The sequence below is a fragment of the Shewanella sp. SP1S2-4 genome (assembly GCF_031932075.1).
GTDB lineage: Bacteria > Pseudomonadota > Gammaproteobacteria > Enterobacterales > Shewanellaceae > Shewanella > Shewanella baltica.
The window spans coordinates 121,567-136,214 of the sequence record NZ_JAUOET010000001.1; the positions used below are offsets into that span (position 1 = coordinate 121,567).

The 14,648-nt window shown below is 45.9% G+C and carries 17 protein-coding genes; 8 read left to right on the forward strand and 9 right to left on the reverse strand.

The features are described from left to right. The first annotated feature begins 30 nt into the window (after positions 1-30). On the forward strand, positions 31-225 hold the full coding sequence (locus Q4Q52_RS00510) for a hypothetical protein (protein ID WP_259526812.1): 195 nt from the start codon (positions 31-33) through the stop codon (positions 223-225). Between the two features lie 212 nt (positions 226-437). Here Q4Q52_RS00510 and truC read toward each other — a convergent pair whose 3' ends face one another. Beyond that, positions 438-1,301 carry a tRNA pseudouridine(65) synthase TruC gene (truC, locus tag Q4Q52_RS00515; protein WP_259526811.1) on the reverse strand — a complete coding sequence of 288 codons (864 nt, stop codon included), beginning with the start codon at positions 1,299-1,301 and terminating at the stop codon, positions 438-440. After that, positions 1,288-1,608 carry a YqcC family protein gene (locus tag Q4Q52_RS00520; protein ID WP_126492393.1) on the reverse strand — a complete coding sequence of 107 codons (321 nt, stop codon included), beginning with the start codon at positions 1,606-1,608 and terminating at the stop codon, positions 1,288-1,290. The genes truC and Q4Q52_RS00520 overlap by 14 nt, the downstream gene beginning before the upstream one ends. Before the next feature lie 162 nt (positions 1,609-1,770). Here Q4Q52_RS00520 and Q4Q52_RS00525 point away from each other — a divergent pair, with 162 nt between their 5' ends. Together Q4Q52_RS00525 and Q4Q52_RS00530 are read left to right on the forward strand one after the other, a co-directional pair. Next, entirely contained in the window at positions 1,771-2,784 is a 1,014-nt protein-coding gene (locus Q4Q52_RS00525; protein ID WP_311989584.1) for a DUF3549 family protein, read from the forward strand. Continuing rightward, complete coding sequence (locus Q4Q52_RS00530; RefSeq protein WP_006080967.1) at positions 2,781-3,167, forward strand: DUF3301 domain-containing protein; 387 nt, start codon at positions 2,781-2,783, stop codon at positions 3,165-3,167. The genes Q4Q52_RS00525 and Q4Q52_RS00530 overlap by 4 nt, the downstream gene beginning before the upstream one ends. A gap of 1,719 nt (positions 3,168-4,886) precedes the next feature. On the opposite strand, the gene Q4Q52_RS00535 is transcribed toward Q4Q52_RS00530, so the two are convergent. Together Q4Q52_RS00535 and Q4Q52_RS00540 are read right to left on the reverse strand one after the other, a co-directional pair. Then, positions 4,887-5,192, reverse strand: coding sequence for a DUF962 domain-containing protein (locus Q4Q52_RS00535; protein WP_006085235.1), 306 nt, complete (start codon positions 5,190-5,192; stop codon positions 4,887-4,889). Next, positions 5,176-5,823 carry a GNAT family N-acetyltransferase gene (locus Q4Q52_RS00540; RefSeq protein WP_311989585.1) on the reverse strand — a complete coding sequence of 216 codons (648 nt, stop codon included), beginning with the start codon at positions 5,821-5,823 and terminating at the stop codon, positions 5,176-5,178. Before Q4Q52_RS00540 ends, Q4Q52_RS00535 begins: the two co-directional genes overlap by 17 nt. 149 nt (positions 5,824-5,972) lie before the next feature. On the opposite strand from Q4Q52_RS00540, the gene Q4Q52_RS00545 reads away from it, so the two are divergent. Further along, complete coding sequence (locus tag Q4Q52_RS00545) at positions 5,973-6,206, forward strand: DUF2789 domain-containing protein (protein WP_012588139.1); 234 nt, start codon at positions 5,973-5,975, stop codon at positions 6,204-6,206. Positions 6,207-6,216: 10 nt separating this feature from the next. Here the strand turns inward: Q4Q52_RS00545 and Q4Q52_RS00550 are convergent, their stop codons facing one another. Next, positions 6,217-6,621 carry a DUF3192 domain-containing protein gene (locus tag Q4Q52_RS00550; RefSeq protein ID WP_011846337.1) on the reverse strand — a complete coding sequence of 135 codons (405 nt, stop codon included), beginning with the start codon at positions 6,619-6,621 and terminating at the stop codon, positions 6,217-6,219. Between the two features lie 164 nt (positions 6,622-6,785). Between Q4Q52_RS00550 and Q4Q52_RS00555 the strand changes: the two genes are divergently transcribed. Next, positions 6,786-7,169: a hypothetical protein gene (locus tag Q4Q52_RS00555; protein WP_311989586.1), complete on the forward strand. Its 384-nt coding sequence runs from the start codon at positions 6,786-6,788 to the stop codon at positions 7,167-7,169. Continuing rightward, entirely contained in the window at positions 7,169-7,942 is a 774-nt protein-coding gene (locus tag Q4Q52_RS00560) for a Zn-ribbon-containing protein (protein WP_006085230.1), read from the forward strand. Before Q4Q52_RS00555 ends, Q4Q52_RS00560 begins: the two co-directional genes overlap by 1 nt. Positions 7,943-8,097: 155 nt before the next feature. Here the strand turns inward: Q4Q52_RS00560 and syd are convergent, their stop codons facing one another. Then, a complete protein-coding gene (syd, locus tag Q4Q52_RS00565) occupies positions 8,098-8,748 on the reverse strand; it encodes a SecY-interacting protein (protein WP_012588141.1) in 651 nt (216 codons plus the stop codon). A 59-nt stretch (positions 8,749-8,807) separates the two neighbouring features. Between syd and queF the strand changes: the two genes are divergently transcribed. After that, entirely contained in the window at positions 8,808-9,665 is an 858-nt protein-coding gene (gene queF, locus Q4Q52_RS00570) for an NADPH-dependent 7-cyano-7-deazaguanine reductase QueF (RefSeq protein ID WP_006080957.1), read from the forward strand. 93 nt (positions 9,666-9,758) lie between these two features. Here queF and Q4Q52_RS00575 read toward each other — a convergent pair whose 3' ends face one another. Then, complete coding sequence (locus Q4Q52_RS00575; protein ID WP_311989587.1) at positions 9,759-10,700, reverse strand: LysR family transcriptional regulator; 942 nt, start codon at positions 10,698-10,700, stop codon at positions 9,759-9,761. Between the two features lie 123 nt (positions 10,701-10,823). Here Q4Q52_RS00575 and Q4Q52_RS00580 point away from each other — a divergent pair, with 123 nt between their 5' ends. Further along, positions 10,824-12,812, forward strand: a complete 1,989-nt coding sequence (locus Q4Q52_RS00580) for an alkyl sulfatase dimerization domain-containing protein (protein ID WP_311989588.1) — start codon at positions 10,824-10,826, stop codon at positions 12,810-12,812. Between the two features lie 140 nt (positions 12,813-12,952). On the opposite strand, the gene Q4Q52_RS00585 is transcribed toward Q4Q52_RS00580, so the two are convergent. Beyond that, positions 12,953-13,498, reverse strand: a complete 546-nt coding sequence (locus Q4Q52_RS00585; protein ID WP_259577289.1) for a hypothetical protein — start codon at positions 13,496-13,498, stop codon at positions 12,953-12,955. Between the two features lie 192 nt (positions 13,499-13,690). Beyond that, positions 13,691-14,584, reverse strand: a complete 894-nt coding sequence (locus Q4Q52_RS00590) for a 4'-phosphopantetheinyl transferase superfamily protein (RefSeq protein WP_259215429.1) — start codon at positions 14,582-14,584, stop codon at positions 13,691-13,693. Positions 14,585-14,648: the final 64 nt, after the last annotated feature.

Here is a 14,648-nt window from a genome sequence, read left to right on the forward strand (position 1 = left end):
ATCAAGTCATTGAGCATGAGGAAATATCTGATGCGACAGTCCACCCGCCAAAAACACCTCAAGCAACACCACAAAACAACCCATATTCGACGTAAAAATTATTTCCACTCCGCCCAGCAAAATCTCACATCGCCACTAGCGCCTACCTATGGATTCTCAACCTTAGCCGTCATGATGCAAGAATTACGTCCACAAACCGCACAAACACCGCAACGCCTCGACTAATTACCGCCAGACTCATTTTGATTGGACAGTTTTAATTGAACCGTTTTAATTGAACAGTGTTGATTCGACTGTTATGGGTTCGATAGTTTTGATTCGACTGCTTTCGTGTCAATAACCAAGCCAAGCGAATGACTTTTGATGCCACTCACTTGGCTGACGGCCAATTATGTCGAGATTGTCTCAGTTGAGATTGTCTGAGTTAAGGTCATGAGTTACGCATTTCCAGCTGGTATTTCATCCGTGGCGATTAACAACTCAGCCTGTTGACTCAAGGTCGCCTCGTCCCAACCTAGCACGGCAAAGACGGTTTCCCACTGAGGCTCGAGCTCAGTTTCTATGCTGAGCCGAACTTGAGTGACAGGATGGGTGAAGCTGAGCTTTTTCGCGATAAGCCACAGGCGATTAATGCCAAAATGCTCGCGGAAAAACGCATTTTGCTTACCGTCGCCATGGGTGGTATCACCGACAATAGGGTGACGTAAATGCGCCATATGTCTTCTGAGCTGATGTTTACGCCCCGTTTTAGGGCTCAAGCGTACCAGTGCAAATCGGCTAGTGGGATATCGGCCTGACGGATACGGAATCTCAGTATTGAGTAATGGCTCATAAGCCGTCACAGCTTCCTGCGCGGCTTTGTTAGGATCGGCATTCTTATCGCCTAATTCATCTAACTCAACCTTAAGCGCATAGTCTAAAATGCCACTCTCATGCATATTACCGCGCACTAAAGCCAAATATTGTTTTTCAATCGTATGGGAGGCAAATTGCTCACACAGTGCATTGGCCACTTCACTGCTCTTGGCAAACAAGAGCACACCAGATGTCGGCCTGTCGAGACGATGTACGGGGAACACATGACAGCCCACTAAGTCGCGGGTCAGCTGCATGGCAAAAAATCGCTCCCGACGCGCTAAATAACTGCGGTGGACCAATAAGCCTGCAGGTTTATGAATTGCCACTAAGTGATCATCTTCATAAAGAATTTCAATCTCAGGCGCCTGCTCTTCTGAGTCATCCTCTTGGGATGCATTCAGTGCATTTTCAGGCGTTTCAAGCCAGATATCATCTTGATTCATTTAACAACATATCCAATTCATTCAATACGCCAATCAGAGCTTGGCGCGGGGGCATATCCTGCCAAACATGTTCAGCCATAGGGGCTATCGCAATTTGCGTCGGCAATGGCGCACCCGTTTCGATTAAAGTCTGCATTCTAGGCAGTAAAATAAACTGCAACCACTGCTCAAGGGGCATAAGATCACAGGCAAAAGGCGCTGTGCTTGCCATTGCTGTGGCAGAAGGCGCCTGCTCAGACCACAACTCGGCCGCTTGCAGCGCTTGGGCAATCTGAGCCAATTTAGCTTGGGTTTGACTGTATAACATAGCTTTCAGATCCATTCTCATGTTAGCCACTGTGATTGAAGAACTTGCCACAATCCACAGGCCGAATAGGTCGATTAAAGTGCCGCAATCATACCATCCAGACGCACTTCCCCCTATAATGGCGCCAATTTATTGAGCCTCTTTGATTGATATGGCAGCCAAATGACTGAAATTACAACTTTAAGCCAGTTTTTAACCACAGCCAAAACCCAGTTCCAAGTGTATGATCTTGGCCGTAGGGTGCAACATATTGATATGCTCGCGTTTCACCAAATAGAATCTCTGTCTACCCCTTATCCTTACCCTATTCAAGGACATGCGCAGTTTGCTATCGTCTTTTGGGATGCAAGTCAGCAACACTTTATTTGGTTTCTAAAACTGGCCTTAGATGAGCAAGGATTACTGTCGCCTGCACCGCGCTCACAATTTATCGAAATGATATTAGCGGCATTAGGGCAAGATCCCACTCAACCACTCAATGATGAGCAGCAAGAACGACTCGCAAATAATCCGTTTAACTTCAAGCCAAGCCAGGAAAAACTCGCCGTATTCAACGCACTCGTTCGTAAACAACTCGGCCAACGCGCGTCATCGCAATACGAATTTGCCGTGCAGTACCTGTCAGGCCAAGTAGCCCCAGCACAATGGCAACATATTGGGATGCAAGGCATAGCCGATGTATGTGCGCGCGCAAATGAATTTGATCATGAGCAGCACTTAGTATCGAGTTTTGATACTGCCGCCATCGAAGTGCAAATCGCCCTATGTCAGTGTCTTGAGCACTTACTGATTAGCGACACGCTCGCCGATAAAATTCTCGCGAAACTTCAAGATGCAGCCCCAGAACACCAAGCTTATTTCCTACGGGCTTTGGCTTCTAGCGCCAAACACAGCCAACAAGCGTTCGAACATCTTCACGGCCAAGCCTCTTTAGATACCAATGCCCTCATCAGCATTGCCGGGCGTAACTGGTCGGTATTAAAACAAGATTCAAGTCGCAGTCTTTACTTAGAAGCCCTAGCACTGCAGCCCCAAGCCTTTTTTAATCAGGTCTTTGCTGATATTGTGGCTATCCCTAGTTTGCGCAATCAACTACTAGGCGAATTAAGAAACCCCAATCGAAGCGTTCAACTATCACAAGCCATAGGTGGTTTGTTTAAGGCAGCAAGCAAATGATGTCAGATTTACTGTTAATTATTGGCCTCGTCGTGATTGCCGCATTTTTTTGGCAGTTACGCCAAATGGCAGAGTTGAGCCGTATTTTTGCCGAAAAAGAATGTTGGCGACAAAAAGTGCAACTGTTAGCCATAGCAATGGAAACCGCCCGCCCAAGTATTGGCGGCACCACAGGGATTTGTTGGAAAGCGAAATATTTATTTGAATTCAGCACTGACGGCATTAACCAGTACAGTGGCCATATTTGGATGCAAGGTAAGAAAATTCAAAAAATAGAATGGCCTATCTTCCCAGAGCCCGAATGGCAAGAAGCGCCGACAGCACAGGGGAAATTTGGCGGTTGTGGTACGCAAAGCGGCTGTAGCTCAGGCAAGTGTCATTAAGTTTTATCGACTATGATGCCCAAATAAGCTGTTCGCCAGAATAGAGAATAATCAGTCATTCTCTGGTGCTGCAAAATAACTCGCTATAAAAATAAAAAAAGAAAGGGCGCGGCCCTAAAGCCACGCCCTCCTATTCTCTGTTAAGCTATCCTGCTATTTTTGTGCTCCCTGCACCATCCATGCGTCAATCTGCGTCCTGCTTCATCCCTGCTCAATCCTTGAGGTCCCTGTACTCATGTACTTCCCTATCTCTTGGTCATCCAGTCCCAAGCTTGCTCTTTCCTGAGCGGTTCCATCATCATCCATGAAACGGGTATTGCATCCATTCAATTGCACTCCATGTGCCATTGCCATCCTATGCAATGAGTCTATCAATCCTTGATAGTCTCCCTTCCTTGGTATTGGCTCTCTTTCATCCTGAAAGGCCTATATCCCTATCATTCCTTAAGTCACATTCCTTAGTCACTGTTCGATCATCCTGATCGCCAACATCCTGTTGCCCGTAATTCCTTCTACAAGATGAATTCTACGCCAACCAACGAAAGTACTCATTGCGGATCATTTAAAATGTTAACGAAAATGGTGAGTTTAACTAATAAGAAATATACTAACTGACTGATATAAATATAAATAATAACCAACCTCAAGACATAACCCCCCTTTTAACCTACAAATTACTTACATACTTGTAGGAGATCTCTTACACGAAGGATGGCAATTCGAATCAAAAGTAAGCAAAACGCTAGATGTTCTCCCCTGAGGACTTATACATAAACCGCTATTGCTCAAAGTTCGACAAGCATTCAGCGCATTACCAGAAAAAAATTATTAAGCAATAAGAGAAGTAAGAGAAGTAAGACTGGTAAACATGCTTTGCGGTGAGAAGTCTTTAAGCAGAGTTAAAAAGTCAATGTGAATAGCGTTATAGCTTGGCAAAGCGAGATTAATGCTGAAAATGAACCAAAGAAAAGGGCGCAACTAGAGTGCGCCCCATTTATCCTTTGTAAGCCGTCCTGCTCGATTTGTGCTCCCTGCACCATCCATGCGTTTGCTTGCGTCCTGCGTCGTCCCTGTAATCCCTTTTCGTCCCTGTGTATCAAACTTGCGTGAGATAACACTCAGTCCTTTGACCTGTAAATCCATTTTACAGAGCCTGTCACTTCCTATGACTTTTTCCTATTGCATCCTGCAAAAAATTGTCTTCCATAGAGTAGTACAAGCTGTTCACCCTTATACTTTATCCTTGTCTCGACACATCCTGTCTCGAGTTCATGCTTAATCCTTAAGCGTGTCCTGTATTCTTCCTGAAATTCATCATCCTGACGATACGACTCACTGTCTCTAATCATCCTTGAAAAGCAATCCTGCTTTTCCTTAGCCTATCCTAGGCGAATGACAGTTTTCCTACCGCCAGCGATTTCAACCTTGAAATCTTAATTCGTTGCTTCTTGCGTCCCTTTGGCCTGTTTCGCTTTCCTTGCTATCCATTTGCTTTGGCCATGAGTGAATTCTACGTTAACCATGACTTTTTTGTTCGGCTCAAAGAACGGACTACAAAAGAAATTACGGTCAAACATAAACTAAATAAACATAAGTAAATGATTCTATTTAAAATTAAACACAAGAGAACAAAAAACAATCAAAAAGAAAACATTATGTCCTACAGCGTTTGTAAGCGATCTCTCACACGGGCATGGGCATCTCACTCGGACGGCTTTTTTAACGCTTAAAAAAGCCGCTGATCATCTGAGCAAACATTACCCAATCAGCCATCAAACTGTAAAAGGGATACTGAAATGTCGCGGGTCGATTCTTCTCGAATACTAAGTGTCCCACCCACGCAAAACCGTAGCCAACGACCGGAATAAACCAACATAGCCACCAGGCTTGTGAAACCAAGGCAATGCCAATCAGCAGCAGGACTAAGCTACTGCCAACAAAGTGTAATTGCCGGCAAATCGGGTGCTGGTGTTGGGATAAATAGAAAGGATAGAAATCGGCGAACCGTTTATAAGAGTGAGTCATCTTGTTGAACCGAATAGAATAATAACTGACCATGGACACTGCCGATATTGAGATCGCCTAAAGAGACAAAGTCATGCTGGGTAAATAATTGCAGATGGCTCTCCTGGGCGACAAACACACCAATGCCATCCAGATCCGGCTGCTCATCACACCAACTCACTACCGCTTGCACTAACTTATGTCCGAGTCCTTTATGCTGCTCGTTCGGTGCAAGGGCGATAAACTGCAAAATACCGCAGTGCTTACTGGGTAAGAGTTCGACAATACTGGACTCTTTTTTCATCAACGCTTGGGTCGATTGCCAGCCCGTACCTAACAACATCTTTAAGCGCCAATGCCAGTAACGCCCTTCTCCCAAAGGCACTTCTTGCGTTACCACACAGGCTAAACCAACCAGTCTTTCATGGTCGAACAAACCTATGAGTGCTTGTTTTTGTTGCCATAACGTATTAAGTTCTTCGCGGATCGCGGCGCGCAGTTTTTGCTCGTAAGCGGCTTTATCTGAGGTAAAAAGTGAATCGACAAAAAAAGGGTCATCATGGTAAGCGTTATAGAGGATAGAGGCGGCGATGCGTAAGTCTTCCGCGGTCAAATAGACTGCACGGCAGTCTTCCAAGGTTTCATTGTCCATTATTAGTATTCCTTGACTTAGCTCACACTTTTTATGAGTAACAATTAATTTACCAAGGAAACGGAAAAGTGCAAATTTTAATCATAGATTGCATTTTTCAATCAGGCGCTTACTCTAAACGAAGGCACTATACTGAAAAGGAAACAATGATGGATACAACTCCAGTAGACCTAAGCCACTTATTCGAGCAACTCGGTTTAGACAGTAGCGATGAAGCCATAGCGCAATTTATTGCAACCCATGATATCGACCATCACATCCATCTAAGCCAAGCGCCCTTTTGGACCCCAGCTCAAAAGAGCTTTATCATCGAAGGCCTAGAAGCTGATGCCCTCTGGACTGAGCCCATTGAGCAACTCGATACTCAGCTACGTAAGCTATAAAACTCGCGGGTTAAATTTTACTGTAAGCCGTTTCACCCCAACCCACTAAGGCATTGTTGCTCAGCACAATAGGTGTGCATTCGTCCTTAGTGGTTTTTCCATCGCCATTATTGCGCTGGGTACGATAAAACAACACTAAGACTTCTTTATTCGATTCACCTTGAACACTTTGTTGAATGTAGGCTTCACTAAAATCAGCGGTGCCCATTAAGATCATCACTTGGTCTTTGGGCATCCCTAAACTCAGTTTGGTTAAGTTAGTGCGGTTTTTATCCTGCACTTTCTCCCATGATTCGCTGCTATCCCAACCCGATTCGCCATCACCGACATTGACCACACAGCCGCTAAGACCTAAGCTTGCAAGCCCTAAAAAAGTGATGGCGATAAGTTTGTTATTCAATTTATGGTTAATCATGTGACATCCTGTGTGATTATTATTGTTGCTTGAAAAAGCGATTTAGGCAGGACAATAAGCAAAATAGATGCCAAATGACAACACACTGTTTTTAAATGAAAAAACTTACACGTTCTTTTGAGATGGGTTTAACTCATTCAACAAATTAAGGAATTTTGCTAATTATGAGTCCACTTGACCAAGTATTAGCGGCTGCACGTTCGCTCGAAGCCTGCGGTAAAGTACCGAGCCTTGCCTTAATAAAAACCCGTTTAGGTAGCAGCCTACCTTTACCGATATTGATCCAAGGCTTACAGCAATTTAAATCTATGCCTAAGGCGGATCGTGAGCGTTTAGCAGAGTTACAAGCCATCAGCCCGACAATCGAAGCCGCTGCAACTAACGATACATTGACGCTTATACTGCTTGCCGAGCGTCTGCAGATACAACAGGCATATTTTGAACGTCATGCTGAGCAGCAAAAAGCAGAAATCATGCAATTGAAAAACGAACTGCTTGAACTAAAACAACGCATCAACTTATTAGAATCCCAAGGAAAAACCGCTTAATGTTTGTCACTGAACTACGCTTCGAATGCTTCGCCGACACCACTATCTCTGCCGCCGAAAAAGCCATTAATCAACTCCTCGAAGCCTATCGAGCTAATGGCCAAATCTTAGGGCGAGAATTTGCGGTCGCCTTTAATGACGGTGAGTTTAGAGTGCGTTTACTGATGCCAGAGAAAAGCAGTTTAGCGCATAAATATCACAGCCCTTGGGTTAAAAAAGCCTTAGCAGAGTTAACCGACGCTAAGCTACTCGCGCCGCGGGAAAAGTTTATCGGTCAGGACATTAATTCTGAGGTCAGCAATACCGACACACCGAGCTGGCAACTGCTGTATACCAGCTTTGTACACATGTGCTCGCCCCTGCGCAGCGGCGATAATCTATTGCCCATTCCTTTATATCGACTCCCAGCAACCTTTAATGGCGATCACAAACGCATTATCCGTTGGCAGAGCGAATGGCAAGCCTGTGACGAGTTACAAATGGCGGCGGCCACCAAAGCAGAATTTGCCGCACTTGAGGAATTATCGAGTCCAGACAGTGATTTATTTCGCAGAGGTTGGGATTTGCGCGGCCGTATCGAATATCTCACTAAAATTCCGACCTATTACTACTTATACCGCGTCGGCGGCCAAGATTTGGCCTCAGAAAAAGCGCGGCCTTGTCCACGCTGTGGTAGTCATGATTGGAAACTCGATGAACCTTTATTGGATATGTTCCACTTTCGCTGCGAGCCTTGCCGCATAGTATCGAATCTGTCTTGGGATCATCAGTAACATCATTTTATCCCGCCAAAGACCTCAACCTAAGAATCAGCCATGCTTAGGTTGAGCGTTCACGCTCAAACTCAGTGTGGTAGAGCGTTCACACTCTGGCTAAACGTGGTTGAAGGCTAAGAGCTCGCCGCAAGATAGCGTCAAGCTCCCGCCAACTAGCGTTTACCGAAGAGGTTTTGCCACATACGTTTAAAGCTGGCAAAAATCCCCGGATGTTCTAATGCGGGCATAGGCAGTTCTTCATGTTTAACGGGCGGTGCTATCCGTGGTGATAACGCCCCAATAAATTCCGCTAAACTTGGCGACAATTGTTGGGTGGGGATCTCACCTGGAAGCTCTATCCACACGCTGCCATCACTGTTGTTGATGGTGAGCATTTTATCGCCCTCATCTAACAAACCGATAAACCACGTCGGTGGCTGCTTGAGTTTTTTCTTCATCATCAGATGACCAATCAGGTTTTGCTGCAGGCAGGTAAAATCATCCTCATTCCACACTTGCAGTAACTCACCCGTGCCCCATTCTGAGTCGAATAATAACGGCGCAGAAAAATACTGACCGTAAAAATGATTGATTTCTGGCCATAAAGTCAACTCAAGCGCATGCTCAACATTGGCAAAACTGCCTTCGACTTCGCGTTTAACCGGCTGCCAAGAAACGGCTTGATCAAGATCAGCATGAAATTCGCCTTGAATACACACAGAAGCCTCACCCTGTGGGTAATAACGCGGTAGTTCACCTAAACTCGTTAGGTAAGCTTGATGGTAGTTTTGCAAAAATTTATCGAGTGCGGGCAGACAAGACACTTAAGCACAATCCAATTTCAGGTATAATGTGCGCCTATTTTGACATGGAAACAGTATTGATGACACAGAATCACGATCCCTATAGTGATGCGCAAGCGCTTGTTGGCCTGACTTTAGGTAAAGCCACAGACTATCAAGCCGAGTATGATGCGTCGCTGCTGCAAGGGGTTCCACGCTCACTAAACCGTAATGCTATTGCACTCACTGGGACGTTACCGTTTCATGGTGCCGATATCTGGACGGGTTATGAGCTGTCTTGGTTAAATGCTAAAGGTAAGCCTATGGTGGCCATAGCTGAATTTCATTTAAGCTATGAAAGCCTGAACCTGATTGAGTCGAAATCGTTCAAACTGTATCTCAATAGCTTTAATCAAACCAAGTTCGATAGCATAGATTCACTGCAAAAGACCTTAGTAGCAGACTTAAGTCAATGTGCTCAAGGTGATATTAGCGTTAAAATCATCGAACCAAAAAGCTTTGGCATTCAGCGTATTATCGAGTTACCAGGCACGTGTATTGACGATCTCGATATTGAAGTCAGCGATTATAGTTTTAATCCTGATTACTTGGAAAACAGCACGGACGATAAGCAAACGGTTGCGGAAACGCTTAATTCAAACCTGCTGAAATCCAACTGTTTGATCACTTCGCAACCCGACTGGGGCAGCGTAATGATCCGTTATCAAGGGCCTAAAATCGATCGCGAGAAACTGCTGCGCTATTTGATTTCTTTCCGCCAACATAACGAGTTCCACGAGCAATGTGTCGAGCGGATTTTTGTCGATTTGAAGCGTTTCTGTCATTGCACTAAATTGACCGTTTACGCCCGCTATACGCGCCGCGGCGGTTTAGATATCAACCCGTATCGCAGTGACTTCGAGCAACCTGGCGAAAGCCACAGACTCGCAAGGCAGTAATTAACGTTCGTTCGAGTATCAGATTACGAACTAAGGTTTAGAACTGAGCAAAAACCAAGGTTACATACCGAAACTAAGCTCTGAATCGCTAGCCTAACTGCTTGCAAGATTCAGAGCTTTTTCCTTTACAGTGCTCGCACTGGCATCGAGCAATAAGCTTCGCAGCCATTGATGGCTCGGGTTTTGGGTGTATTTACTGCTCCACACCATATACAAATCAATGGGTCTTGTTTTCAGTGGCATAGGTAAAATCTGGATGCCGAACAACTCGGCGTACTGACTGGCGTACCGCAAAGGCGCTATGCCTATCGCCTCACTTTTGCCTACGGTAGCAAACATACTCAATAAAGATGACTGCTCACTATACATCTTGCGTCTGGGCAAGACGCCTTCGGTAAACAAATCCCCCGCAGTAAGATTAAAACGCCGCATATTCAAAAAGACGTGTTTCTCCTCAAAATACTGCTCATGGGTGATGGCGCCTTGAATCCGAGGATGCTGCCGACTGACGATACACACTAAGGTTTCAGTGAACAGTAATTTGCTCGAGAGCAAACTTTGCTGCGCGGGTTTAATGTCTATCGCCACAGCGACTCGCTCAAGCAAGATATCGCGATATAAATCAGCTTCCTGTGGCGGTGATTCTCGAAAAATCACTTCAATATCCGCATCCTGTAATAACGCCTGCACACCGGTTTGCAGCGCTTCGATAACCGACTCATTGGCATACACATAGAAGCGTCGCTGACTGCACTTTGGATCAAAATGCTCAAACCCCAGCAATACAGTTTCGATATCTGCCATTGGCTGCTCAAACTTACGGTACATTTCCCGCGCCACTGCCGTCGGTTCAATTCCCCTCCCAACCCGATTGAACAGTGACTCCCCGACCCATACCCTGAATCGACTGATCGCATTACTGACCGAAGATTGAGTTAAGTCCAACTCTTCAGCCGCTTGCGTGAATGAACGAGTACGGTAAACCACCATAAACACCCGCAATAAGTTTAAATCTAACGGCTTTTGTGTCGGCATAAGGTAAACCACTCATTCACAATATGAATATTACAACCCAAGCTAACGCGAGTTATCTAAATACACAAGCTGTCTATACTCAAACCATCAACGACACTATCCCTCCTATCTGTAGGTAAAATTATGCAAAAATCTTTGATGACATTGAGTATTATCGCAACGTTCTCCCTCAGCGCTTCGGCGGCAGAACACGAGCATGAACATATCAGCCTGCACTATCAGGGAAAGCCTGCGACCCAGCAAACCGCTGAGGTCAACAAGGCCACAGCAGCCACTCTAAATTACACCGATAAAAAAGCCTTTGAAGAGTTTTCTAAGAATCTCATCGCCGAACTCGATGAACCAACTGCCGCCATTTTACGCACCGAATTCAGCTTTATCGGCGACAAAACCCCAGACACAGTCAATCCCTCACTCTATCGCCAAGCCCAGTTGAATATGGTGTCTAACGGCTTATACAAGGTCACAGATGGCATTTATCAAGTTCGCGGCACTGACTTGTCGAACTTAACGCTTATCCGCGGTAAAACGGGGTGGATCCTTTATGACGTGCTGCTCACCAAAGAAGCGGCAAAGTTATCATTGGAGTTTGCGCTAAAAAACTTGCCTGAGGGTAATGACTTACCTGTGGTGGCGATGATTTATTCCCACAGTCATGCGGACCATTTTGGCGGTTCCCGTGCAATCAAAGACATATACCCTAAGGTCAAAGTCTATGGTTCAAATAACATTACCAAAGAAATTGTCGACGAAAACGTTCTCGCCGGTAATGCCATGAGCCGCCGCGCTGCCTATCAATACGGCGCAACGTTAGAGCGAAACGATCAAGGTATTGTCGATGCAGCACTCGCCAAGGGGTTATCCAAAGGCGAAGTGACCTACGTTAAACCCTATGTCACCTTAAACGGCAAAGATAAGTGGGAAACACTCACCATTGATGGCATAGACATGGTGTTTATGGATGCCTCAGGCACAGAAGCCGCCTCGGAAATGGCCACCTATATTCCCTCAATGAAAGCCCTGTGGACGGGTGAACTCACCTACCATGGCATGCACAACATTTACACCTTGCGCGGTGCAAAAGTCCGTGATGCCATCAAATGGTCAAAGGATATCAATGCATTGCTGACACGCTTTGGCGATGATGCGCAGGTACTTTTTGAGGCCCACTCGGCGCCCGTCTTTGGCAATGCGGATGTAAATGCTTACCTCAGAATGCAAAGGGATAACTATGGCCTAGTGCATAATCAAACCCTGCGTTTAGCCAATAACGGTGTGGGTATTCAAGATATTGGCGATGCGATTCAAACCACTATCCCTAAGGCGGTGCGCGATACTTGGTATACCAATGGTTACCATGGTACCTACAGCCATAATGCGAAAGCCGTGTACAACATGTATTTAGGCTATTTCGATATGAATCCAGCCAACTTAAACCCGCTACCGACAAAGGATGAAGCGAAGAAATTTGTCGAGTATATGGGCGGTGCTAAAGCCGTGGTTAAACATGCCAAAGCCGACTATGCCCAAGGTGAATACCGTTTCGTGGCGACGGCACTGAATAAAGTGATCATGGCAGAACCCGATAACGAAAAGGCCAGACAATTACTTGCCGATACCTATGAACAACTGGGCTATCAAGCCGAAGGCGCAGGCTGGCGTAACATTTATCTTACCGGCGCCCAAGAGTTACGCGTAGGGATCCAACCCGGCGCCCCCAAATCGGCATCGGCAGATATTTTAGGTGAAATGGAGATCTCGACTCTGTTTGACTTCCTCGCCGTAAAAGTCGATAGCATCAAGGCCGCTGAACTTGGACTCATCAGGCTTAATGTGATTAACCCCGATACCAAAGAAACACTCTACGTCGAGCTAAGCAACGGTAACTTAAGCAATATTAAGGTTGATAAACCAATGGAGGCCGACACCAATCTTTATATTGATAAGCGCTACATTACCGGGATTTTACTCGGCAAAGTGACCCTCAAAGACTTACTTGCCAACGGCACGGCCAAACTCGAGGGCGATAAAGCGGCCTTCGGTAAGATAGCGTCGACCTTAGTAAAATTTGATGAAAACTTTGAAATCGTCCCGCTACCTAGCGCGAAATAATGACATCAACGCCCTGAAGCTTCAGGGCTTTTTTATGGGAAAACGAACTAGCGCATATTCACCTTGAACGGCTCTAGCACTGGGGGACTGGCATCATGCCAAGCAGATTCAGGATGATGTTGTCAGTTCAGAAAGCAGCATTAGTTAGCAGAGGCTGGCGTTGGCGCTACAGTTTTACACTCAAGTAATAATTGCTGGAAATGTGCGCCTAAATCTTGCTGGGCAAATTGCTCGCTCGCGGTCGCCATTTGCTTAAGGCTTTGTAAGGCTTGATCTAAACCTTGTTGCTCGATAAGGCTTTTAGCATAGGCCGCCGCATCCGCGCCTTTTTGTAGCAAGCTCGCGACTTGATCAAAACTGATGTCTTGCTCCATCACTTTCTGTAAGTCACCCAGTAATTCTGCCACCTTGGCCGACTCCACCAGCGAGCCTTCAACATTAACTAACTTACCAAGCGGATCTTGGCTAAGTTTTTCTGCCACGCAGGCTGAAACTGTGCCCGCCGCCGCGCTTTGAGCGACAACATCTAAGCCATTGGCACGAATTTGCTCAACCACTTGCTGCAACTGTGGATCTTGGGCCAACCAAGCCTGCTCTAATTGCTGCTTTTCATCGCCACCAAAATAACCACAACCAGATAGCAACACCAGCATAGTGGCCGGCAATACGCACTTAATCAGTTTCATTACTAAACCTCATTTATTTCATTCAAATTCAAAATATTATGGGCGTGACTATATCCAGCAATGTTTAACCGAAGATGAATAAAATGGATTGATAACAAGATAACGCGCAGAAAGAATTATGGCTAAACGCAATCGCAGATCTTAGCGGTTTAGGTGAGTTTACTGGCGCGAAGAACGCACTCTGTTTCGCCGTTAATAATCGGCCAGTAAGACTTCTATGCTGCTCAGCTGCGCGGTTAGCGTCATGGGAATCGCGGCATTACCAGCATGCGCTAGGCTAATGGCAAAGCGATACTCCTCGGTCAAACGACCAAAGTGCGTTTGCCAATGCAAGGAGTCAGCTAAATCCAGTGTGTGTATTGGGATTTGTAGCGGGATTTGTAATGGAATATGTGGATAAACATTAAGCATTGAAGCTACGCCGCAGGCTTGCCTCAATCCGGTATCTTGGCATGATAACTCAAGCGATTCTGCCGCCAATTGCTCAAACGGCTTAAGCTCAAAGGCAAAGGATTTGAGCGACTGCGCTAAACCTAGTCCTGTCGCCTTGATATAGGACTCCTTTAGCGCCCATAAATCGAAAAAGCGCTGCCGCTGACTCGCTTCATCGGCGAGGGCGAGCAAGGCCGCGGTTTCTTGCGGAGAAAAATAGTGATTTAGGATTGGATAGATATCCGTCTTCGGCCGCGACCTTTCAATATCCACCCCAAATAAACCAGACTCAACGCCATCAAACTGAGCCACACCAATCAATAACCAATCGCCGCTGTGGCTTAGGTTAAACTCAAGCCCCGTTTGCTGCCCTAATGTCGCCGTTAAACTCGGTTTGCCCTTAGCGCCATATTCAAAACACCACTCGTGTGGCGATAAATCCGCATAGCGAGATAACACGGCCCGCAGCGCCGCCCTCACCTGTAACCCCTTTATTTGCGCCTTGGGATCGCGATAGCGCCTGACCTTTGCGAGTTCATCATCACTTAACCAAGACTCGGCAAGTGATGTTTGCGCCGCTGAAATATCGTTCAGCGGAATAAAAAACAGATCCACATTCACGCCGTTTTTGCTAGATGTTAGAGGGTCGGTCATTCGAGAGCCTAGCTGTACAAAGCCTTGCGGCTGATGAGTTATCATTGTCTGGCTTTTTGGAGAG

Bases quoted from the DNA above. Each gene is read 5' to 3' on its own strand.
- Q4Q52_RS00510 (WP_259526812.1), top strand. From the start codon at position 31: ATGCGACAGTCCACCCGCCAAAAACACCTCAAGCAACACCACAAAACA.
- truC (WP_259526811.1), bottom strand. From the start codon at position 1,301: ATGAATCAAGATGATATCTGGCTTGAAACGCCTGAAAATGCACTGAAT.
- Q4Q52_RS00520 (WP_126492393.1), bottom strand. From the start codon at position 1,608: ATGTTATACAGTCAAACCCAAGCTAAATTGGCTCAGATTGCCCAAGCG.
- Q4Q52_RS00525 (WP_311989584.1), top strand. From the start codon at position 1,771: ATGACTGAAATTACAACTTTAAGCCAGTTTTTAACCACAGCCAAAACC.
- Q4Q52_RS00530 (WP_006080967.1), top strand. From the start codon at position 2,781: ATGATGTCAGATTTACTGTTAATTATTGGCCTCGTCGTGATTGCCGCA.
- Q4Q52_RS00535 (WP_006085235.1), bottom strand. From the start codon at position 5,192: ATGACTCACTCTTATAAACGGTTCGCCGATTTCTATCCTTTCTATTTA.
- Q4Q52_RS00540 (WP_311989585.1), bottom strand. From the start codon at position 5,823: ATGGACAATGAAACCTTGGAAGACTGCCGTGCAGTCTATTTGACCGCG.
- Q4Q52_RS00545 (WP_012588139.1), top strand. From the start codon at position 5,973: ATGGATACAACTCCAGTAGACCTAAGCCACTTATTCGAGCAACTCGGT.
- Q4Q52_RS00550 (WP_011846337.1), bottom strand. From the start codon at position 6,621: ATGATTAACCATAAATTGAATAACAAACTTATCGCCATCACTTTTTTA.
- Q4Q52_RS00555 (WP_311989586.1), top strand. From the start codon at position 6,786: ATGAGTCCACTTGACCAAGTATTAGCGGCTGCACGTTCGCTCGAAGCC.
- Q4Q52_RS00560 (WP_006085230.1), top strand. From the start codon at position 7,169: ATGTTTGTCACTGAACTACGCTTCGAATGCTTCGCCGACACCACTATC.
- queF (WP_006080957.1), top strand. From the start codon at position 8,808: ATGACACAGAATCACGATCCCTATAGTGATGCGCAAGCGCTTGTTGGC.
- Q4Q52_RS00575 (WP_311989587.1), bottom strand. From the start codon at position 10,700: ATGCCGACACAAAAGCCGTTAGATTTAAACTTATTGCGGGTGTTTATG.
- Q4Q52_RS00580 (WP_311989588.1), top strand. From the start codon at position 10,824: ATGCAAAAATCTTTGATGACATTGAGTATTATCGCAACGTTCTCCCTC.
- Q4Q52_RS00585 (WP_259577289.1), bottom strand. From the start codon at position 13,498: ATGAAACTGATTAAGTGCGTATTGCCGGCCACTATGCTGGTGTTGCTA.
- Q4Q52_RS00590 (WP_259215429.1), bottom strand. From the start codon at position 14,584: ATGACCGACCCTCTAACATCTAGCAAAAACGGCGTGAATGTGGATCTG.